This window comes from Metallibacterium sp. (genome assembly GCF_054637675.1).
Window position 1 is genome coordinate 1 of the sequence record NZ_JBTSRB010000011.1, and the last position, 21210, is coordinate 21210.

Consider the following 21210-nt stretch of genomic DNA (forward strand, 5'->3'; position numbering starts at 1 on the left):
CGGCGGCGGCGGCGGCGCTGCAGCCGGCGGCGGCGGCGGCGGCGGCGTTTCGCCGCCGAACCGATAGATCAGGCCGACCGAGAGTAGATCAACATCTCCCTTGTTGCCGACGGCATCGCTGATTCGGTAGCGCTCCGCCTCAAGCCGCATCCCGAGCGCTTGAGTGAGCTCGTACTGCAGTCCAACGCCAAACTCGTAGTTTGTAGCGCGCTGACTGGGATGGGGGACGAGTACGTTGACCGCGCCGGTCCCGGTGAAACTGTCCCTGGCCTGGGCGTAGATCAATCCGACTCGGCCAAACGCCGACAACTTTTCAGTGATCGGAAGAAAGCCGACGGCGTCAAAATCAAGACCGCGCAGCCGAATGTTTCCGTTCAGCGAACCCGGTGGCAGCGTCATCGAAGTGAAGCCGAACTTCCCCAGATCGAAGTAACCGCCTTCAAGGGCAAAATACTTGTTGAACTGGTAGCCCCCGAAAAACTTGAACCCCGTGTTGCGGTCACGATCCGACATTGAGGTCGTGGCAAAACCACTTTCCAGGAGACCGTTGGTAATTCTCGCATTGTCAATTGTCGCCCTAGTCTGGCCAATGTTGGCGCCAACGTACCAGCCTGTACTGTCCGCCATCGCGAATGGGCTGGCGATTACAGCGAGTATCGCCAAACTCAGCATCCATGGAGCTCTTGATATTTTCATGTTCTTCTCCCTGAGGATTGACCGTCTCAGATAATGGTATGAATTACGGTAGATCAAATACCTCAAGACTCATGGAGCCGGTACATTAATGACCGTATTCACGATCGTAACTGAAGCACCCAAGGATATTGCCCTGCCGTTCAAGGTTGTTATCGCGGCATTGCCCGCTGTGGAGATGGTGACACCCGACTGGGAGATGATCGTTCCCACCATGGTCCCGCCTCCGCCTGCGTTGATCGTCGCGGCGCTGCCGACCTGCCAAAAGACGTTCTTCGCTTGGGCCCCATTCTCCAAAATGATGCTTTGCGGGAATGCCGCACCCGGGCCGCCCACGGTAAGAGAGGTCGCCATCTGGAACACCCACACGGCATTCGCGTTGCCTTGGGCGTTGAGGGTCAGGTTGCCGCCCTGGATCATGAACGAACCCGCGGCGGCTGTGTAAACGCCGGGAGTGAGCACGAGGTTGGCCAAGTTGCCAGCGCCCGGATCGGGTCCGCCCGGCATTGCCACCAGCGCGTTATAGGCGGTCAACGCGTCAGCGCGGGCCTGCGTTGCGATCGCCAAGGTGGCCGATGTTCCTTCAGTCGGACAGCCAACAGTCGGCGGCGGCGGCGCTGTGTAGATCGTGCCATTGACGGTTCCGATATTAAGCGGCGTTTGCGTATAAATGCACTGCGGACCGGCATCGTGGAATCCAGTCACTGCGGTAGAGACAGCGGTAGTCCCGATGTCACCATTGACCACGGTAAGCGTGCCCTGATTGGTCATTCCGGCGGACCCACCAAAATCACCGAACGTCGTTGCCGATCCAAGAGCTACCGGCGCCAGGCAATTCCCTGTCGCGGAACCAACGGTAAAGGTCCATACGAAGTCACTGGCCATCCCATTGGCTGGGATTGCAAGATCCTTGACCCCGTTGGCGCCACCTTTGATCGTGGCCGTATAAGTCACGCCGGCGGTCAGTGCGTTGAGCGGCGTAAAGGTCGCAATGGTGCCTGTGGCGCCATCAAGAACCACCGATCCGGCTGTGACGGGAGTCGAGGCAGGTGCCGGCCCCGTCACGGTAAAAGTCGCCGAGTTGACCGTGGTCGGGTCCATCCGCAAACCCGAGGGTACGTTGAAGGTCGCGTTGATGGTCGCGTTGGGACACACAGCGGAGGCGCCAGCGACAGGGATCGTGGACAGCACCGAGACATCTGACGATGCGACTGCGGTTGCGGTGGTAAAGGTCCAGACGTAATTGCTTGCCGCGGGCAAGGATGCCTGATTGCCCGCCAGTGCATTGCCGGCCACATCCGTGGCCGCGGAGGTAATCGTGGCGGTGTAGGTCGTGCCGGCGGCAAGCGCTGCGGTTGGCGTGAAGGTCGCAGTCGCGGTGCCAACCGTGTAACTCACCGTGCCGGCCACGGCGGTTGTGCCCGGCCCTGTCAGCGTAAAGGATGTCCCGGTGATCGTTGCAGGGGCCATCTCTTCAGTGAACACGGCAGTGATTGCCGTATTGGTTGGCACGCCCGTCGTCGGACCTGGAGTGGTCGTGGTCGGTACGGTGGACGCCACTCTGGGCCGGGTCGTGTCCGGCGCCACACCCGTGGTAAAGGTCCAGACGTAAGGACTCACCATGGCGAGGCCGCTGATGCTTTGGGCCGCGGTGACCGTGGCGGTATACAGGGTGCTGGGTTGGAGGGTTGTCCCGGACGTGAGGGTATAGGTGGCAATCGTGTTGCTAGCATTGAGCGTCACGGTCCCGGTGGGACTGGTGCAGGACGCGGCACAGGTCACCGTGAAACTTGCTGCGCCAGTGATCGGCGCCATCGGCTCGCTGAAGGCGGCGGTAATGATGGTGTTGTTGGTCGTCACGCCGGTGGCGTTGTTGACTGGAGCGACGGCGGTCACCGTTGGGGCAATACCCGTGGTAAAGGTCCAGACGTAAGGGCTCGCCAAGGGGAGGCCCGTGGCGAGACTGGTGGCCCCGGTGATCGTGGCGGTATAGAGGGTAAGGGGCTGAAGGGTGGTTCCGGGCGTGAGGGTAAAGGTGGCCACCGTGTTGCTGGTGTCAAGCGCCACGGTCCCCGTGGGACTGGTGCAGGACGCGGCACAGGTCACCGTGAAACTTGCTGCGCCAGTGATCGGCGCCATCGGTTCACTGAAAGAGGCGGCAATGACGGGGTTGCTGGTCGCTACGCCGGTGGCGTTGTTGGCTGGGGTAACGGCGGTCACCGTCGGAGCGAGCGCAGCCGTGCCACCCGCGCCGAGAATCGGGGCACGTCCTTGGCTGCCTCCACCACTGCATCCTGCCAGCAAGGCGCTCAGCATCAAGGCCATGAACATCTGCAGGTATCTGGAACTCTTGAATTCGTTCATTTGCCCATCCTCTCCATCTGATCCAGAAAACCACCGGCATCAACGACCAACCTTGGTCGGCACGTACACCGACGCTCAGCAAATCGCACAGCGCGAAACTTCATCGTGCTGAATGATCTCCATGTGCCGGCTTCGAGTCTGTACGGTGGCGTACATACATGCGGCAGTCGCTGCGAAGCACGCGCCACGCATCCGCTTTTGCAGCGCGCCGTCCGATTGCGGACGCTGTCACGCGCTCGTGCCAAGCACTGCTTGCTGCAACCTGCTGATTGTTTGGCGCTCGTGTCAACGCCAACGCATGGCACAAACCTTGCGATTGGCCCGGCATGGATTTCCAGAACCTCGCGCTGAAGAAGCAGAAGCGCCATCGCCTGTGGATCGCGGGCAGCGCCAGCGCGCTGCTCGTGCTGGTGCTGACCATCGGCATCGCGCGACTCGGTCCGGCGCTGCCAACGGCGCAGCGCGCCAACCTGTGGATCGGCACGGTGCGGCGCGGCGATCTGACCATCCACGTGCGCGCCGATGGCGTGCTGGTGCCCAGGCTCAGCCGCTGGATCGCCGCCGCGTCCGGCGCCGAGGTTGATCACATCCTGGTGCGCCCCGGCGCCACGGTTACGCCCGCCACGGTGTTGATGCGGCTGAGCAACCCCGAGGTGCAGGATCGCCTGAGCAGCGCGCAAGCCGGCGTGGCCGAGGCCGAGGCCGACCTGGCCGCCAAGCGCACGTCGCTGCAATCGCAGTTGCTGGACGAGCGCGCCGCGCTGGCCGCCGCGCGCGCGGCCTATGCCTCGGCCAAGATCAAGGTGGACGCCGACGCCACGGTGGCGGCCAAGGGCATCATCCCGATGGTGCAGTACAAGCAAAGTGTCATCGCACTCAAGCAGCTCGGCTACCGCGAGCAGATCGAGCAGCAGCGCGTCGCCGTGTTCGGCAGCAACATCCGCGCGCAGCTCGCCGCGACGCAGGCGGCGTTACGACAGCAGCGCAGCAATCTGGCGCTGCGCCAGCGCCAGCTCGCCGCGCTCACGGTGCGCGCCGGCCTCGCCGGCGTGGTGCAGGAAATCCCGGTCCAGGAAGGCCAGCAGGTCGCCGCCGGTGCCAACCTGGCGCGCGTGGCCGATACACGCAGCCTGATGGCGCGCCTGCAAGTGCCCGAGGTGCAGGCCAAGGACGTGGCGCTGGACATGCCGGTGGCGGTCGATACGCACAACGGCGTCGTCACCGGAGACGTCGCGCGTATCGATCCCGCTGTGCAGCAGGGCAGCGTGCGCATCGAGGTCGATCTGCGCGGCACGCTGCCGCCCGGCGCACGGCCCGATCTCTCGGTCGAGGGCCGCATCCGCGTCATGCGCCTGGACAACGTGCTGTGGGTGGGACGCCCCGCGCTGGGGCAATCCGATGCCACCATCTCGCTGTTCCGCCTCGGCCCGGGTGGCGACACCGCCACGCGCGTGCCGGTGCAACTGGGCGCGGCATCGATCGACCGCGTGCAAATCCTCAAGGGCCTCGCCGCCGGTGACCAAGTGATCCTGTCCGACACCAGCGTGTGGGACAAATACAACCGCATTCGCATCGAATGACACACCACTTCCCACGCCACAGGAGTCCGCCATGACAGCCACCGCATCCGTGATCACGCTGCGCGATGTACGCAAGGTGTTTCAGACCGACGAGGTGGAAACGCACGCGCTCAGCGACGTGCACCTGGACATCCGCAAGGGCGAGTTCGTGTGCATCACCGGGCCGTCCGGTTGCGGCAAGACCACACTGCTGTCGATCCTGGGATTGCTTGATGTACCCAGCGCCGGCAGCTACGCACTCAACGGCCACGCCGTGGCCATGCTGGGCCTGCGCCAGCGCGCGCGCCTGCGCAACGCCGAGATTGGTTTCATCTTCCAGGCGTTCAACCTGATCGGCGATCTCAGCGTCGAGGAAAACGTCGAGCTGCCGCTGACCTACCGCAGTGGCATCGCGCGTGCCGAGCGCCGCCGCCGCGTGCAGGAAGCGCTGGAGCAAGTCGGCATGGCGCACCGTCTGCGCCACTATCCTTCGCAACTTTCCGGCGGCCAGCAGCAGCGCGTGGCGGTGGCGCGCGCGCTGGTCGGCCAGCCCGCCATCCTGCTGGCGGACGAGCCCACCGGCAACCTCGATTCGCGCAACGGCGACGCGGTGATGCAACTGCTCAGCGAGCTGCACCGCAAGGGCTCGACCATCTGCATGGTCACCCACGACGCGCGCTACGCCGCGCTGGCGCAACGCAGCGTGCGTCTGTTCGACGGCCGCATCGTCGATGAGGACAGCTTCCAGCGCCTCACCCGCGAAGACGAAGCGCGCCTCGAATCGATGGTGAATCTGGATCCAGGCATGCAGCCATGAACGCGGGCGTGCTGCTGCGCGAACTCTGGCAATCCTGGCGCGCCAGCTTGCGCCGGCCGGGCTTCGTGCTGCTGGCGGGGCTGACGCTGGCGCTGGGCATCGGCTTCGCCACACCGCTGGTGGAAGTGCTGATGCGTCTGCATACACCGCTCGACGCGCCGCAAGCACAACAACTGATGCTGCTTTCCCGGGCCCCGCCCGGAAGCTGGTCACCGATGTATTACCGTGACTACCAAGTCCTGCGCAGGCTGCCCGGCATTGCCTCGAGCGGACTGTTCAGTACCGCATCGTCCAGCGTCAATGCCGGCAGCGGTGGGAAGTTGCAACTGGTGCAGTCGCTGCGGGCGGACCGTGACTATCTGATCACGCTGGGCACTCGCATGGTGCAAGGCCGCTACTTCAGCGCGGCCGAGGACCAGCCGCACGGACCGCCAGCGGTGATCGTGAGCTATAGATTCTGGCAGCAGCGCCTGGGCGGCGGTCAGGTCGTGGGCCACGATCTGCAGGTCAACGGCCACGCGGTGCCGATCGTCGGCGTGCTGCCACGGCATTTTCCGCAGATCAATCGGGCCGCGGTCGTGCTGCCGCTACGACTGGATGCTGCGGATGACGCGACCGGCAGCCTACTGCCGGTGGTACGGCTGCGCCGAGGAACCGTGCCCGCGCAGCTTGCAGCGCTCGCCACGGTGCGCTTCAACACCCTGAAGCCACAGACCGGGGCATCGCGAACGCAACAGCCACCATTTTACTGCTGGCCATTCGCTCAGGCGGTCAATGGCACCTTGCCCGGGTTGTCGCTGCTGTTATTGCTGTCAGCCGGGACCCTGGTGCTGGTCGTCGTCGGCAATTTGACCAATCTGATGCTGACGCGCGCGCAGCAGACACGACAAAACCTGGCCCTGCGTGCGGCTCTGGGTGCGCCGGTTACTCGCCTGCTGGTCGGTGCCTGGGGCGAAGGCGTACTGATCGTATTGCTCGGCGCCACTGCTGGTGTGATGGTCGGTCGCGTGGTCGCCCACCTGCTGCAGACACAGATCACCTTGCTCATGAGGCTGCAATCACCCGAGCTGGCTGGCTGGGCCACGACGTGGTGGATCGTCGCGCCGCTTGCGCTGCTGGTCACCATCATTGGTGCGCTGTTGGCTACCCTGCGTGTGCGCCACCTCGGCAAAGCGCTGGGCACGCTGCACGGCGCCGGTGCGGGCGCCGATCCCGGGGCCACACGCTCCGGCCACGCGCTGGTCATCGCGCAGACAGTGCTGGCGACCGCGCTGGTCGGCATTGGCGTGCTGTTTGCCAGCGCGGCCTATCGCGCAGCGCACGTGCCGGGTGGCTACAACACGCGCGATGTTTACCAGTTTCACATCATGCCGACCAAGATGCAGTACCCCGATACGCGCAGCCGGTTGCAGTTGCTGCGGCAGGTGCTTGACGCGCTGCATGCCATCCCCGGTGTCGAAACCGCCGCTGCCAGCGACATGGCGTGGTTCGGCAGCGTATTCGAGGGCGTGGCGCGATTGCCAAGCGGGAAACCGTTTTACCCGCGGATGCGTTTCTTCAGTGGCGACTACGCCAAGGCCCTGCGCATTCCCGTATTGCAGGGACAAGTGCCCAATGTGCCTACTGGGCAGGCGCAGCCTTTGGCGTGGGCCAACCAAGCCTTCGTCAACCGTTACCTGCACGGCAAGTCCATTGGCCAAACCATCGAGTTGGGCAGCGGCAAGAACAAGACCGGCATTTCCGTGGCTGGCGTGGTCGGCGACACTTATACCAACCAGCGCCAGCATGAACCGATGCTGTGGATACCGATCGACGCTGCCACCAGCAAGGCGAGCGGCGCCCTGACTGGCTCCTCATTGTATTTCATCGTGCGCATGCGACCCGGTATTGCGCTGCCCGTGTCGACTGTTGCAGGCAAAGTCCACGCGGTGGCGCCGATGCTGGCCGTGGCTGATTGGCGCCCATTATCCAGCGATGCGCCCTATCGGTTGCTGTTGTTGCAGGCCCTGGCGCAGGTGGCGATCGCATTGGCCTTCACAACGATGGTTCTGGCCGGGATCGGCCTGTACGCCGTCACCAGTTCGGCAACCGGATCGCGTGTGCGCGAGTTCGGCATGCGCATGGCATTGGGCGCATCGCCGTTCGGTCTGATGCTGCTGGTGCTGCGCGGCGCAATGCTGAGAACGCTGGTCGGCCTGATGCTGGGCAGTGCGCTGGCGATCCTGCTGGGCCTGCTGGCGCGTGCGCTATTGCTTTCGCTGGGTTCCAGTTGGCTGCAACCGTGGAGCCTGGCGATCACCTGGCTGGTGTTGCTGGCAATGGGCGTACTGGCGGCACTCTTGCCGGCATTGCGCGCAGCGCGCACACAACCCAATGTCGTATTGAACGAAGCCGCGCAGTGAGCACCGTCACCCTGACCAGGAGCAAGCCAAGATGAATGCCCAAGTGATCGCTCGCGAACTTTGGCAATCCTGGCGCGCCAGCTTGCGCCGGCCGGGCTTCGTGCTGCTCACCGGGCTGGCGCTGGCCTTGGGCGTGGCCCTGTGCGCGCCGCTGCTGGGTGTTTTCCTTGCAACAATAATCAGCCCACCGCAGCTCGCGGCACCGCAAGCGGATCGTCTTGCCTATATCGGCCCAAGCCACGCGCCGGGGCAGTACACCTCGATCTCGCTGGAACAATACGAGCAACTGCATACCTTGCCTGGCATTGCCTCGATCGGCGTGCAGACCTTTTTCAATCAGGTCAATGTGAGCGCCGGCCGCTTTCCGCTGCTGGTGAATGCGCAGCGCGTCGATCGCGGATATCTGGCCACGCTAGCCATGCCAATGGCCCTGGGGCGTTACTTCACCGCCGCCGAGGATGACCCGCATGGGCCACGCGCGGTCATCATCGGTTACGGTTTCTGGCTGCAGCACTTCGGCGGCAGCCGCGCTGTCATCGGCAAGAACCTGAGCATCAATGGACAGCCCGCGCGCATCGTCGGCGTGCTACCCAAGTCCTTTCCGAACTTGAGCTTTGCCAGCGTGCAACTGCTGCTGCCCCTGCGCGCCGCACCCGGGCTGGCGCGTGACAACGACCTGACCGCGATCGCGCGGCTCGAAGCCAACACCAGCTTCCAGCAGCTCAGCGCGGAAGCCGCTTTGCGCATGCGCCTGTTTTTCGCTCGGCAGGGCAAGCATCACGTCGACAAGCACTCCTTCGTCGCGCAACCGCTGCTGCGTTCCATGCGTCCCGGTTCGTTCGGGATCGGAGTGTTGATGGGTCTGGTGACCGCAGCCTTGCTGCTGCTGACGGGCAGCAATGTGATCAACCTGATGTTGCTGCGTGCGCAGCAACAGCGGCATCAATTGACGATCCGCACGGCGATGGGCGCATCCGCCTGGCGCCTGCTGCTGACGGCGTTGGCCGACGGCCTGTTGATCGTCGTCATCGGCTGCACTGCGGGCTTGCTGGCCAGTGATCTGCTGCTGCGCGCACTGGCCGCGCATCTGGCAGACATCGGCTTCATGGGGTCAAGCCACGTCACACTGACCGGCAACATGGTCGTGCTCGCCATCTTCATCGCGCTGCTGATCACCAGCGTCGGCGCGATCACGGGCGCGCGCCGCGCGCACGCGCTGGGCGCGAGCGCCGCGGCCGTGCAGGGTCTGCACAGCGGCCAGGACGCGCGCGCCTCGCGGCTCAATCGGATTCTGGTCGTGGTGCAGGCGGTGCTCGCCACCAGTCTGGTCGGCGTGGCGCTGCTGCTGGCACAGGCGGCATGGCGCCAGGGGCACATGGCCACGGGTTATGACACACGCGGCGTTTACAGCTTCCATGTGCTGCCACCGCGGCAGTTGTATCCGGATCGGCAAAGTCTGGCGACGCTGGCCGCGCGGATCAGCACCGCGCTGCGTTCGATCCCGGGCGTCGCAACGGCTGCCGCCAGCGACCTGCCCTTGCATAACGACACCCGCATGGATGCATTCCAATTGCCGGATGGACACACAGCCACAGTCTCCATGCGCGCAGTCAGCCCTGACTATCTGCAAGCGCTGCGCCTGACGCTGTTGCGCGGGCGGCCGTTCGATCGCGCCGATTTCCATGACGGCGCCGCGGTGGCCATGGTCAATGCCGCCTTTGTCAAGCACTACCTGCACGATGCGGCGCTCGGCCAGATGCTCGGCATTTCACCCAAAAAAGGCAGCACGAAGTTCTTGCAGATCGTCGGCGTGACCGCGAACGCCCACGCTCCGGGCCAGGCCCCGAGCCCGGTGGTGTTCGTGCCCCTGCCCATTGATCCGCACAGTGCGCTGGCTTACAGCGAGGGGCTGCATTTTCTGCTGCGCATGCACGCCGGCAACACGCTGAGCGCCGCCAGCGTGCGCGCCAAGGTCCACGAGGTGGCGCCCGCGTTGGCCGTCGCCCGGCTGCTGCCGCCCAGCGCACAGATGCCGGGCATGCTGGCCTTGCTGGGCATGCTGTCCGACATCATCGCGACGGCCGGCCTGCTGGCCTTGCTGCTGGCCGGTCTTGGCCTGTACGCGGTGATGCGCGTGGGCGTCAACGCGCGCACCCGCGAGTTTGGTGTGCGTGCCGCGCTGGGCGCCTCGCCGCGCGCGCTGTTTGCGCTGATCCTGCGCGCCGGCCTGCGCCCGCTGGCCATCGGCCTGGTGGTCGGCAGCGTGATCGCCATATTGCTGGGCATGACCGCGCACTCATTCCTGCTCGGACTCAGCGGCTTGAACCCCACCGCGATGCTGCTGACCTGGCTGGTGCTTATCGCCACCGGCTTGCTCGCCACGCTCGCCCCTGCCCTGCGCGCCGCACGCACATCGCCCACGGTGAGCCTCAATGAAAGCGCGCGTTGATCCGGGCGCAACTTGCGCCTCCATCGGAGCGATGTAGCCATGAATCTCGGCGTGGTCTTCAGGGAACTCTGGCGATCCGGCTTCTCGCCATGGCGTTGAATTGATTGCAGCGCCAGCTATTGAGTGTTTTCCCAATCCCGTATCACCCAGACCACGATTGCATCCAAAGGAATTGAACAATGAACGACACATCCATGATCAAGCCCACGCCGCTACTGCGCTTCCTGCGCAGGCCGGTGCTGAATGAACACGCGTCGGGGCGACTGACGCTCTGGCCATGGCTGGGCTGGTTGTGCCTCCTGCTACTGCTCGGCTTCGCGGGTGGGCAAGTGGATGGCGCGCTCATACACCTTTTCGGCTGGAGGATCCCACCGAACAGCGCTCAGAACTATCTGACCACGCATGCCTCGTGGTCAGCCGCCGCCGTGGTGCTCGCAGCACCGATCCTTGAGGAACTCGGCTTCCGTGCGTTTCTGTCCACTGCGCCGAAATCGGTATTCATAGGGCTGACGTTCTTCCTCAGCTACGTGTACTTCGCGGTGCGCATGAACATGGCACACGTGCCCGCTGCGTTGGCCATTGCTCATTATTTCGCGGCCTTGTGGCCGCTGCTGCCGGCAGGAATCATCAGCCTGTTGCTATACCGCTACGCACGCGAGCAGGTACTGACCTTGTTTCGCAGGCATGGCGTTTGGGTATTCTGGGTTTCCTGCATCGTGTTCGGCGCTGCACACGCTGCGGTCTATTCCAATCATCTGGAGTGGTGGGGCTTCGTTCTGGCGCTGCCGCAGTTTCTGATTGGCGTCGGGCTGGCCTACGTGCGCGTGGCCTTCGGTTTGCGCTGGAGCATTGCCACACATCTTGCCTTCGATGCACTGGTGGTGTTCGCCTCCTGGCTGTATGTGGCTACACCTCAAGCCAGCACGTTGCGTACGGCGCTGACTGGGCTATTTCTGGTGCTTGTCGCGCTGATCGTGGCCTATGGACTCGTCGTTGTATGGCGGGTCTTGCGCCGGCAATGGTAGGGCTTGAAAGGTGGCAACATGAATCTCACTGTCGTATTCCGCGAACTATGGCAGAGCTGGCGCGCCAGCCTGCGCCGGCCCGGCTTCGTGCTGCTGGCGGGGCTGACGCTGGCGCTCGGTCTGGGGCTGTCGGTGGCGATGTTCGCGCTGGTGAATACGCTGGTGTTGGCGCCGCCGCCGTTTGCGCAGCCGAACCGTCTGGTCTCGATCGGGAAAGGCCCCGAATTGATCGTGCCCGCGCGCTGGTATGGCGCATTGCATGATCTGCCGGCGCTGCAGTCAGTCGCTTATTGGACCGGAACATCGGCGGCTAACATGGCGTCGCCGGGCAAGCCACCCGCGCCGGTGACGACGCTGGGGGTCGGCCAGAGCTATCTGCCGACACTGGGCGTGCGTCTGGCGCTGGGGCGCAATTTCAGCGCCTCGGAGATGCTGCGCAACGGGCCGCGCGCGGTGATCCTGACCTATGGGTTCTGGCGGCAGCGCTACGCCAGCCGTGATGCCGTGCTGGGCAGCATGCTGCAATTGGATGGTCACTCCTACGCCATCATCGGCGTGCTGCCCAAGAATTATCGCTGGATCGTGCCGTTCGATCTGCTGGTACCAGCCAACCTCCATCAAGCTATCGAACAGAAGTGGGATCTTTCGGTTTTCGCGCGTTTGCATGCGCACGTCGGCGTGCGTCAGGCCGGCGTGCAGATCAACGAGCGCTTGCAGCACTGGCTGCAAGCTCACGGCGAGAGCCAGCCCGAACCCGCGCACCTCGAGACCATGCTGCTGGCTGCCAACTGGACGATCAATGACATCGGCATTTTCGGCATCATCATGATCTGTACGCTGGCCGTGCTGCTGCTGGCAGCGGTCAACGTGACCAACCTGATGCTGCAGCGCGCGGTGCTGCGCGGCCACGTGCACGCCATCCGCAACGCGCTGGGCGCATCCCTGCCGCGCATGGCGCTGCCGATGCTGGGTGAGGGCCTGCTGATCGCGGTGCTGGGCATTACGATGGCGCTGGGCATCGCGCAACTGGCGCTGCTCTGGGCCAATGCCACGCTGATGCGGCCCGAGTGGTTCGCCTTCGTGCCGGGCGTGCATCTGACGCCAGGCGTATTCGTGCTGAGCGCGACCGTCGGGCTGCTGGTGATGCTGGCCGCCAGCCTGTTGGCGCTGTGGCGTGCGCGCAGCAGCCAAGCCGTGCGCGAATTGGTCGGCGGCGGGCGCAGTGGGCAGACGGTGGGCGCCAGCCGGCTCAGCCGCGTGCTGGTGGTGTTGCAGGCGGCGCTGGGCATGACGCTGCTGATGGTGGCGCTGCTGTTCGCGCGCAGCCAGCAAGTGCTGGCGCAGGCCAAGCTGGGCATCGACGCGGACCACGTCATCAGCACCACGATCACGCCGCCGGCGTCGCTATACCCCGATGCGCAAACCCTGAACACGCTGGCCCGGCAGGTGATCGCGCGCATGCGTGCCATCCCCGGCGTGCGGCGGGTGGGCGTGCTCAACACGTCGCCGATCGGCTCTTACACCCAAATCCGTTTGCACAGCGACAACCCGAAACCCGTCGCTGTCAGCTATCAATTCGTTGCCGGCGATGTCCTGCAGGCCCTCGGCGTCGCGTTGCAGCGAGGGCGTGTGTTCGATGACACCGACCACATGGGCAGCGCGCCGGTGGCGTTGGTCAACAAGGCCTTCGTGCGTGCGCACCTGCGCGGCGATCCGTTGGGCCAACAGGTGACGCTGGACCTGCGCGGCTATGGCCTGCCGGATGAGTCCGTCACCGTGGTTGGCGTGCTCGGCGACATCAAGACCTTTGGCCTCGCCTATCCGACCCTGCCGACACTGTACGTGCCGATGGCGCAGGTGCCTCCCAAGCTACTGCTATCGCTGATCAACCGGCTGCATTTCGAGGCGGCGGCATCCGGATCGCCGACAACTTATGCCGCTGCCATGCGCCAAGCCGTGCAGGCCGTGGCGCCGCAGTTGGCGGTGCAGCATGCGCGACCCCTGAGCGAGCGTGTACGCAACTTCTTTGCGCCCATCCGCGTGATCGCCGAGATCATGGGAGCACTGGCCGTGGTTGCGCTGCTGCTGGCCAGCCTGGGGCTGTACGCCGTGGTCAACGTGGCCACGCAGGCGCGGCGCTGTGAATGGGGCGTGCGCGGAGCGCTGGGCGCCGACCCCACACGGTTGATCTTGCATGTGCTGCGACAGGGGATGCGCCTGGTCGTCATCGGCGTCGGGCTCGGCCTGGCGCTGGGCTGGGCCGCAACCCGGACCGTGCAGCATCTGCTGACCAGCACCGTGGCCCACGTCGATGCCCAGGCTGCGGCGGTCGCCGCGCTGGCGTTGGCGCTGTTGCTCAGCGCCGCCTTGCTGGCCTGCCTCGCCCCCGCCCTGCGCGCGGCGCACACGCCGCCGGTGGCGGCGCTGAGCGATGACTGACGTCGCCGTTACACTGCGGCCATGACGCCACGCCCGCCGCGCGCCCACGAAGCCACGGTGCTGATCGCCGATGATCAGGCCGATGTGCGCGCGGCGTTGCGCCTGCTGCTCAAGTCCGAGGGCATCGCCAGCATTGCCGCCGAGGGCGCGCAGGCGGCGCTGGACGCCGCGCGCGGCCGCGAACTGGCCTGCGCGCTGATCGACCTGAACTACACCCGCGACACGACCTCGGGCGCGGAAGGCCTGGGCCTGCTGGCGCGGCTGCGCGAGCAGGCGCCGGAGTTGCCCATCGTGGTGATGACGGCATGGAGCAGCGTGCCGCTGGTGGTCGAGGCGATGCGCCGCGGTGCCAGCGATTTCATCGAGAAACCCTGGGACAACGCGCGTCTGCTGGCGGTGCTGCGCGCGCAGATCGCGCTGGGCGAGGCCGCGCGCCGTCAGCGCCGGCTGGAGGCCGAGAACGCGCTGCTGCGCGGCGATGCCATGCCGGGCTTCGTCGCCGAATCGCCGGCGATGCGCAAGCTGCTGGACATGCTGGCGCGCATCGCGCCCAGCGACGCCAACGTGCTGGTGCTGGGCGAGAACGGCACCGGCAAGGGCGTGATCGCGCAGCAGTTGCACGCGCGCTCGACGCGCGCGGAGCGGGCGTTCATCAAGGTCAACATGGGCGGCATCGCCGAAAGCGTGTTCGAGTCGGAGATGTTCGGCCACGTGCGCGGCGCCTACACCGACGCGCGCAGTGAGCGCATCGGCCGCTTCGAGCTGGCCGACGGTGGCACGCTGTTTCTCGACGAGGTGGGCAATATCCCGCCGGCGCAGCAGGCCAAGCTGTTGCGCGTGCTGGAGGATGGCGAGTTCGAACGTCTGGGTTCCTCGCGCACGCAGCATGCGGACGTGCGCCTGATCGCGGCGACCAATGCCGATCTGGCCGCGGCGGTGGCCGCGGGGCGCTTCCGCAAGGATTTGCTGTACCGCCTCAACACCGTCGAGCTGCATCTGCCGCCGCTGCGCGAACGCCGCGAGGACATCGTGCCGATGGCGCGCAGTTTTCTCGCCGCCAGCGCGCAACGCCATCAGCGCACGGACATGCGCCTGGCCATGGACGCCGAGCGCGCGCTGCTGGCGTATGCGTGGCCGGGCAATGTGCGCGAGCTGCGCCACGTGATGGAGCGCGCGGCGCTGTTGTGCCCGGCCGGCGTGGTCGATGCCGCCGCGCTGGCGCTGGGCACGGCGGCCGCCGCCGGCGCTGCCGTCGAGCACATGACGCTGGAACAGGGCGAGGCCTGGCTGGTGCGGCGCGCGCTCGAACGCCATGCGGACAATCTGCAGGCCGCCGCGGATGCGCTGGGCATCACCCGTCAAGCGCTGTATCGGCGCATGGAAAAACACGGCCTGCGTGATGCCGACGATGCCACCGGCAGCAAATGAACCCGCGCGCACGTCGCGCTTGACGCGCTTCCAGTGGCACGTGCTGGGCGGCGTGCTACTGACGCTGTGCCCGCTGCTGCTGATCGCGATCATCCTGATCGTGCTGCCGCTGCCGCCACTGACACGCTGGCTGCTGCTGGGCACGGCGCTGCTGGCCAGCGCGGCGCTGCTGCGCTGGTACCTGCGCCGCGTGACGCGGCCGCTATCCACGCTGGCCAGCCTGCTGGAAGCGCTGCGCGAGGGCGATTACACGCTGCGCGGCGTGCCCGGTGGCGCGCTGGGTCAGGTGATCTACGACGTCAACGCGCTGGCACAGCGACTGCAGGCCGAGCGCGTGCGCTTCGAGGAAGCCTCGCATCTGCTCAGCAAGACCCTGGCGGCGCTGGACAACGCCGTGTTCGTGTTCGACGGCGGCGCGCGCCTGAGCCTGGTCAACCCGGCTGGACAACACCTGCTGCAGGGCAAGTCGCCGGATCTGTTCGGGCGCAGCGATGTTGAGCTCGGCGTGCAGGATCTGTTCGCGCAGGTCTCCGGCAGCGTCATCACGCGCAGCTTCCCCGGGCGCAGCGGACGCTTCGAGGTGCGCCATGCGAGCTTGCGCCAGCAAGGCCGCGGCGGGCGCCTGCTGGTGATCAACGACCTCGACCGCGTGCTGCGCGACGAGGAGCGCCAGGCCTGGCAACGCCTGCTGCGCGTGCTCGGGCATGAGGTCAACAATTCGCTGGCGCCGATCCGCTCGATCGCCGGCACACTCAGCACGCTGAGCGCGCGCGCACCGCTGCCGGATGACTGGGCTGGCGATTTGCGCGACGGTCTGGCGCTGATCGAGCGCCGCGCCGCCGCGCTGACGCGCTTCCTCGCCGGCTACCGCCAACTGGCGCGGCTGCCGCCGCCGCAGCGGCGCGCGCTGGACCTGGCCGTGCTGCTGCGCACGCTGGCGCGCATGGAGTCCGCCGCCATCAGCGTCGCGGCCGCTGCCACGCTGCCGGTGCGGGCCGATGCGGACCAGCTCGAACAGGCGCTGATCAACCTGCTGCGCAACGCCGCCGAGGCCGCGCCGGACGACCGCGCCGCAGTGCGTGTGCGCGCCTGGCGCGAGGATGCGCGCGCCGTGGTCGAGATCACCGACAACGGCCCCGGCCCGCCGCCCAGCACCAACCTGTTCGTTCCGTTCTTCACCACCAAGCCGGGCGGCTCGGGCATCGGTCTGGCGCTGGCGCGACAGATCGCCGAAGCGCACGGTGGCGGCGTGGCACTGAGCGCGCGCGGCGATGGCCCCGGCGCCGTGGCGCGGCTGTGGATCAGTCTGGATGACGCCGCACCAGGTGCGGACTGAAGCACGGCTGTACTATCAATGTGCGTTCAACAAGATAAGACTCTTCGAGCGAACAGCCAGTTCGTTTGGGCTCGTCATCCCCGCCTTCGCTGGGGGCAGGCTTTGCGCAGGAATGACAGCCTGATCATTCTCGATATTGGATCGCAATTTCGTATAACACCGCGCCGGGAGAAGGGTGAGGGTTCGCCGCACAAACCGCCGGCATCACGGGCTCGCAATCGGCGCGCCCTGCCTCAGCCTTGACACAGGTCCTGCAACGCCTGCGCATCCAGGGACTGTGCTTGCGCGCCGCAGCCTGGGCACCGCGGGTCGCGCGGCAGGGCCAGTTCGCGGAAGCGCATGGCCAGCGCGTCGAACAGCAGCAGGCGGCCGCTCAGCGGCACGCCGAGGTTCAACAAAAGCTTCAGCGCCTCCGTGGCCTGCAGCAGACCGATTACGCCAGGCAGCACGCCGAGTACGCCGGCCTCGGCGCAACTGGGCGCTTCGCCCGCGGCGGGCGGATACGGAAACAGGCAGCGATAGCAAGGCGAGTCGGCGCGGCGCGGATCGAACACGCTGACCTGTCCGCTATAGCGCTCGACCGCGCCGTAAATCATCGGCAAGCCGAGCCGCAAACTGGCGGCGCTGACCGCATAGCGCGCGGCGAAATTGTCGGCGCCATCGATCACCAGATCATGGCCGGCCAGCAATTGCTCGGCGTTGTCCGCGTGCAAGCGCACGGCATGCGTTTCGATGTGCGTGCGCGGATTGAGCGCGTGCAGCGCGCTCGTCGCCGAGGTCACCTTGGCTTCGCCCACGCGCGCGTCGGTGTGCAGCACCTGACGCTGCAGGTTGGAGCGCTCGACCACGTCGTCATCGATCAGACTCAGCGTGCCGACACCGGCCGCGGCCAGATACAGCGCGGCCGGCGAACCCAGACCGCCCGCACCCACCACGGCCACGCGTGCCCTGGCCAGGCGCGCCTGCCCGCGCACGCCGACTTCGGGCAGGCGCAGTTGCCGCGCATAGCGTTCGCGTGCATCGGCGTCGAGATCATCGGCAGCCATCGGCAAGCCGCCAGCGATCCACGCCTGCAATCCGCCACGGACGGATTGCGCCGCGATGCCGCGCGCGCGCAGTACCTGCGCCGCGCGCAGCGAACGCTGTCCCACTGCGCAGATCAGCAGCGGCGGCTGCGCGAGCGACGCGCGCGCCAGCCAGGCATCCAGTGCGTCGATGTCCACGCCTTGCGCGCCCTGCGCCATGCCGCTGGCGCGCTCGGCGGCGCTGCGGATATCCAGCAGCACGGCGCCCACGGCCATGCGTGTGGCGGCGGTTTGCACGGTGATTTCCAGGATGTCGTGCTGACTCATGGTGCAGGCCCGGCCGCACGCGCGGCGGCGCTCAGCGCTTGCCGCGCGAGTGGCGAATCAAGCGCTGGCGTTTGCGCAATTGGCTCTCGGTGAGCACGTTCTTGCGCCCGGCGAAAGGATTCTCGCCGTCGCGAAAATCGATGCGCACCGGCGTGCCCACCAGCTTGTAGCGGCGCCGGAAAAAGTTTTCCAGGTACTTGCGGTAGGCCGGCGCCAGATGCGCCGTGCGCGAACCGTGGATGATGATGCTCGGCGGCGCACGGCCGCCGGGATGGGCGAAGCGCAGCTTGGGCATGTGCCCGCGCACCAGCGGTGGCTGGTAAGCGGTGACCGCCTGCTCCAGCGTGCGCGTCAGCGACGACGCGACCAGCTCGGTGGTGGCCGAGGCATGCGCGCGACGCACCGCGCGCATCAGTTCGCGCAGGCCCGACCCGTGCAGCCCGGAGATGAACACCACTTGCGCCCAGGGCACGAAATCGAGGCGGCGCTCCAGGCCGCTCTTGCACTGCGTGCGCGCGTAGCTGTCCATGCCGTCCCACTTGTTGGCGGCGATCACCAGCGCGCGCCCGGACGCGAGCACGTGGCCGATCAAGGTCAAATCCTGATCGGTGATGCCCTCGCCGGCGTCCAGCAGCAGCACCGCGACTTCGACCTGCTCCAGCGTGCCCAGGGTCTTGATGACGGAAAGCTTTTCCAGACCGTCGTCGACGCGCGCGCGGCGACGCACACCGGCGGTGTCGACCAGCACGTAGCGTTGACCGTCGCGCTCCAGCGGCACGCGGATCGAATCGCGCGTGGTGCCGGCGGTCTCGGACACCACCAGGCGCTCCTCGCCGAGCAGGCGATTGACCAGCGTGGACTTGCCGACGTTGGGGCGACCGACCATGGCCACGCGAATGGCATCGGGGTCTTCCTCGGCCGCTGCATCAGCGCTATCCGGCAGCCATTCCGTCAGCGCGTCGAGCAGATCATCGAGGCCGCGCGAGTGCGACGCAGCCATCGGCAATACATGACTGGCGCCCAGCGCGGCGAATTCGGCCAGCGCGATCGGCACATCAAGACCATCGGTCTTGTTCACCGCCAGCAGCAGCGGCTTGCCGCAGCGGCGCAGCTCGTCGAGGATGCTGCGGTCCTGCGGCATCAAGCCATCGCGCGCATCGACCATGAACACGACGGCGGCGGACTCGGCGATGGCGAGGCGTACCTGACGCGCGGCGGCGATCGAGAGATCGTCGATTTCCACGCCGCTGAGGCCGCCGGTATCGATCACCACGAACGGACGCTCGCCACGCCGGCACACGCCGTAGTGGCGATCGCGCGTCACCCCAGGCAGATCCGCGACCAAGGCGTCGCGGCTGCCGGTCATCACGTTGAACAGCGTGGATTTGCCGACGTTAGGGCGTCCGACCAGGGCAACGACGGGGAGCATGGGCGGGGGACATCAGCCGCCGGAGACGCGATAGGCGGTGATGCTGCCGTCGTCGCCCTCGATCAGGGCGATGTCACCGGCGATCAGCGGCCGCGCGACGATGGCCGAACCGGCCGGATGTTCCTTCGCCACCAGCTCGCCATTGGCCAGATCCAGCCAGTACACGTAACCCTGCAAATCGCCGATGACGATGTACTTGCCCATCTGCACCGCGGGTGCCGACAACCAGCGCCACTCCAGCTTGTCCTGCTTCCACAGGTCGCCGCCATTGGAGGCATCCAGCGCCCAGATATTGGAGGCATCGTCCACCGCGACCACCTTGCCGGCGCCTTCGTCGACACCGGTGTAACCGGACAGCGGCCGGCTCCACAGCGTGCGTCCGTTGGCCGGGTCCACGGCCATCACGTTGCCGTGATAGGCATCGACATAAAGTTTGCCGTTGGCGAATACCAGGCGGCCATCCGAGTCGTCGATGCGCTCGATGTCGGTGCGGCCCTCGCCACCGGCGATGGGCACTTCCCACAGCGTGCTGCCGTCGGCCTGCGACAGCGCCACCAGCTTGCCGTTGTCGCTGCCGAAGAACACCGCGCCGTTGACCGCCAGCAGCGTGCCGTTGCCGCGCAGACTGAGCGCGGGCACATCACCGCGGTCGTACAACCACAACTGCTTGCCGGTCTGTTCGTCGAAGGCGAATACGTGGCCATCGTTGCTGCGCACGAACACCTTGCCACCGGCGATGGCCGGGGCGCTGATCACCTCGGAGCTGGCCTGCGCGCGCCACAGTTCCTTGCCGGTCTTGGCCTCGAAGGCGTACACGCCACCTTTCTGCGTGCCGACGAACAGCATGCCGTCGGCCACGCTGGGACCACCGGCGAAGTGGTCATGCTCGCGGCCCTTGAACCAGCCAAAAGGATGCCAACCGCTGCTGCTGGAATGCGACCACAGGGTGTCGCCGCTGTCCAGCTTCCACGCCGCCAGGCTGCCGTTGGTGCTGGCGGCATAGACCACGCCGGCCGACACCGCCGAGCGTAAACGCACGCCACTGCGCCCGGCGCCATCGCCGATGCCGTGATTCCACAGTTGCTTGACCCTCAGCGTGGCCGCGAACCGCGGTACCGGCTTGGGTGGATGGATGTTGTCCTTGCTTTTGAACAGCCCGCAGCCGCTGACCACGAGGGTCGCGGCGAGCAACACGATAAGACCACGTTTCATCAATTCACTTCCCGGCGATGGCGAGATTGTCGAGCTTGAGTTGCAGCAGGCCGCGCTGTGGCGCGTCGGGCTTCATGTCAGCCAATGCTTGTTCGTAGGCGCTGCGCGCGGCGGCCTGATTGCCCTGCGCCAGATGGGCGTCGCCCTGCAACATGGCGACCTCGCTGCGATAGTCATGCGCATCGACTTTCTGCAGCGTGGCCAAGGCGGCGGCAGGTTGCCGCAGAGCCAGTTGCACACGCGCCAGACGCACCAGCATCAGGCCTTGCAGCGGCATGTCCGGGCTGTGCGCGGCGGCCCATTGTAGCGAGCTTGCGGCGGCCTTGTAGTCTCCAGCCTTGACCTCGCGCGCGGCCTTGAGACTCATCGCCAGCGTGGCGTAGACGTTGCCGGGGAAGTCGCGTGTCAGCACCGCGGTCGCGGCGTCGGCCTGCGTGGTGTCGCCCTTGGCAATCGCGGCAGTGACCAGGTCGTACTGTTGCGCGGCTTCCATGTCGAGTCCGGCACGGTGCGATTTCCACCACTGCCAGCCGAAGATCAGCCCCAGTCCGAGGGCAATGCCGAGGGCGATCGAGGCCCAGTTGTTGGCCAGCCACTGGCGAACGCGTTCACCTTGTTCGTAATCGTCGTAGACGTCGAGTGCCATGCCTTGGTCCGGTCATCGCGCCGCGCAGGGAGCGCGCGTCGCAAAGGCCGGGAGGATAA

General features: G+C 66.3%; 14 protein-coding genes. 8 read left to right on the plus strand and 6 right to left on the minus strand.

Annotated features, from left to right (window positions below; genetic code table 11):
* Positions 1-696: outer membrane beta-barrel protein (locus ACYDAT_RS05610; protein ID WP_461448926.1), on the minus strand; the 696-nt coding region annotated here is incomplete at its 3' end.
* A 69-nt stretch (positions 697-765) separates the two neighbouring features.
* Positions 766-3057 (minus strand): Ig-like domain-containing protein, encoded by a 2292-nt coding sequence (locus tag ACYDAT_RS05615; RefSeq protein ID WP_461448928.1) that lies wholly within the window; start codon positions 3055-3057, stop codon positions 766-768.
* 326 nt (positions 3058-3383) lie between these two features.
* Here ACYDAT_RS05615 and ACYDAT_RS05620 point away from each other — a divergent pair, with 326 nt between their 5' ends.
* The 8 genes from ACYDAT_RS05620 to ACYDAT_RS05655 all read left to right on the plus strand — a co-directional run bounded on the left by ACYDAT_RS05620 (position 3384) and on the right by ACYDAT_RS05655 (position 16512).
* Entirely contained in the window at positions 3384-4637 is a 1254-nt protein-coding gene (locus ACYDAT_RS05620; RefSeq protein WP_461448930.1) for an efflux RND transporter periplasmic adaptor subunit, read from the plus strand.
* Between the two features lie 31 nt (positions 4638-4668).
* Positions 4669-5433 carry an ABC transporter ATP-binding protein gene (locus tag ACYDAT_RS05625; RefSeq protein WP_461448932.1) on the plus strand — a complete coding sequence of 255 codons (765 nt, stop codon included), beginning with the start codon at positions 4669-4671 and terminating at the stop codon, positions 5431-5433.
* Positions 5430-7835: an ABC transporter permease gene (locus tag ACYDAT_RS05630; protein WP_461448934.1), complete on the plus strand. Its 2406-nt coding sequence runs from the start codon at positions 5430-5432 to the stop codon at positions 7833-7835. The genes ACYDAT_RS05625 and ACYDAT_RS05630 overlap by 4 nt, the downstream gene beginning before the upstream one ends.
* A 31-nt stretch (positions 7836-7866) precedes the next feature.
* Positions 7867-10284, plus strand: coding sequence for an ABC transporter permease (locus ACYDAT_RS05635; RefSeq protein ID WP_461448936.1), 2418 nt, complete (start codon positions 7867-7869; stop codon positions 10282-10284).
* A 179-nt stretch (positions 10285-10463) separates the two neighbouring features.
* Positions 10464-11309: a CPBP family glutamic-type intramembrane protease gene (locus tag ACYDAT_RS05640; RefSeq protein ID WP_461448938.1), complete on the plus strand. Its 846-nt coding sequence runs from the start codon at positions 10464-10466 to the stop codon at positions 11307-11309.
* An 18-nt stretch (positions 11310-11327) separates the two neighbouring features.
* Entirely contained in the window at positions 11328-13748 is a 2421-nt protein-coding gene (locus tag ACYDAT_RS05645) for an ABC transporter permease (protein WP_461448940.1), read from the plus strand.
* A 21-nt stretch (positions 13749-13769) separates the two neighbouring features.
* Positions 13770-15176: a sigma-54-dependent transcriptional regulator gene (locus tag ACYDAT_RS05650; protein ID WP_461448942.1), complete on the plus strand. Its 1407-nt coding sequence runs from the start codon at positions 13770-13772 to the stop codon at positions 15174-15176.
* 19 nt (positions 15177-15195) lie between these two features.
* Positions 15196-16512 (plus strand): sensor histidine kinase, encoded by a 1317-nt coding sequence (locus ACYDAT_RS05655; protein WP_461448944.1) that lies wholly within the window; start codon positions 15196-15198, stop codon positions 16510-16512.
* 233 nt (positions 16513-16745) lie between these two features.
* On the opposite strand, the gene moeB is transcribed toward ACYDAT_RS05655, so the two are convergent.
* Genes moeB through ACYDAT_RS05675 form a run of 4 tightly spaced genes read right to left on the minus strand, consistent with a single transcriptional unit; the run spans position 16746 to position 21151 of the window.
* The gene (gene moeB / locus ACYDAT_RS05660; protein ID WP_461448946.1) at positions 16746-17864 is read right to left on the minus strand and encodes a molybdopterin-synthase adenylyltransferase MoeB; all 1119 of its coding nucleotides are present in this window, start codon (positions 17862-17864) and stop codon (positions 16746-16748) included.
* A 31-nt stretch (positions 17865-17895) separates the two neighbouring features.
* On the minus strand, positions 17896-19293 hold the full coding sequence (gene der / locus ACYDAT_RS05665) for a ribosome biogenesis GTPase Der (RefSeq protein WP_461441323.1): 1398 nt from the start codon (positions 19291-19293) through the stop codon (positions 17896-17898).
* Positions 19294-19305: 12 nt separating this feature from the next.
* Entirely contained in the window at positions 19306-20505 is a 1200-nt protein-coding gene (bamB, locus tag ACYDAT_RS05670; protein WP_461439522.1) for an outer membrane protein assembly factor BamB, read from the minus strand.
* Between the two features lie 4 nt (positions 20506-20509).
* Positions 20510-21151 carry a YfgM family protein gene (locus tag ACYDAT_RS05675; protein WP_461448948.1) on the minus strand — a complete coding sequence of 214 codons (642 nt, stop codon included), beginning with the start codon at positions 21149-21151 and terminating at the stop codon, positions 20510-20512.
* Between the last annotated feature and the right edge of the window lie 59 nt (positions 21152-21210).

Bases quoted from the DNA above. Each gene is read 5' to 3' on its own strand.
- ACYDAT_RS05615 (WP_461448928.1), bottom strand. From the start codon at position 3,057: ATGAACGAATTCAAGAGTTCCAGATACCTGCAGATGTTCATGGCCTTG.
- bamB (WP_461439522.1), bottom strand. From the start codon at position 20,505: ATGAAACGTGGTCTTATCGTGTTGCTCGCCGCGACCCTCGTGGTCAGC.
- ACYDAT_RS05650 (WP_461448942.1), top strand. From the start codon at position 13,770: ATGACGCCACGCCCGCCGCGCGCCCACGAAGCCACGGTGCTGATCGCC.
- moeB (WP_461448946.1), bottom strand. From the start codon at position 17,864: ATGAGTCAGCACGACATCCTGGAAATCACCGTGCAAACCGCCGCCACA.
- der (WP_461441323.1), bottom strand. From the start codon at position 19,293: ATGCTCCCCGTCGTTGCCCTGGTCGGACGCCCTAACGTCGGCAAATCC.
- ACYDAT_RS05620 (WP_461448930.1), top strand. From the start codon at position 3,384: ATGGATTTCCAGAACCTCGCGCTGAAGAAGCAGAAGCGCCATCGCCTG.
- ACYDAT_RS05630 (WP_461448934.1), top strand. From the start codon at position 5,430: ATGAACGCGGGCGTGCTGCTGCGCGAACTCTGGCAATCCTGGCGCGCC.
- ACYDAT_RS05635 (WP_461448936.1), top strand. From the start codon at position 7,867: ATGAATGCCCAAGTGATCGCTCGCGAACTTTGGCAATCCTGGCGCGCC.
- ACYDAT_RS05640 (WP_461448938.1), top strand. From the start codon at position 10,464: ATGAACGACACATCCATGATCAAGCCCACGCCGCTACTGCGCTTCCTG.
- ACYDAT_RS05675 (WP_461448948.1), bottom strand. From the start codon at position 21,151: ATGGCACTCGACGTCTACGACGATTACGAACAAGGTGAACGCGTTCGC.
- ACYDAT_RS05625 (WP_461448932.1), top strand. From the start codon at position 4,669: ATGACAGCCACCGCATCCGTGATCACGCTGCGCGATGTACGCAAGGTG.
- ACYDAT_RS05645 (WP_461448940.1), top strand. From the start codon at position 11,328: ATGAATCTCACTGTCGTATTCCGCGAACTATGGCAGAGCTGGCGCGCC.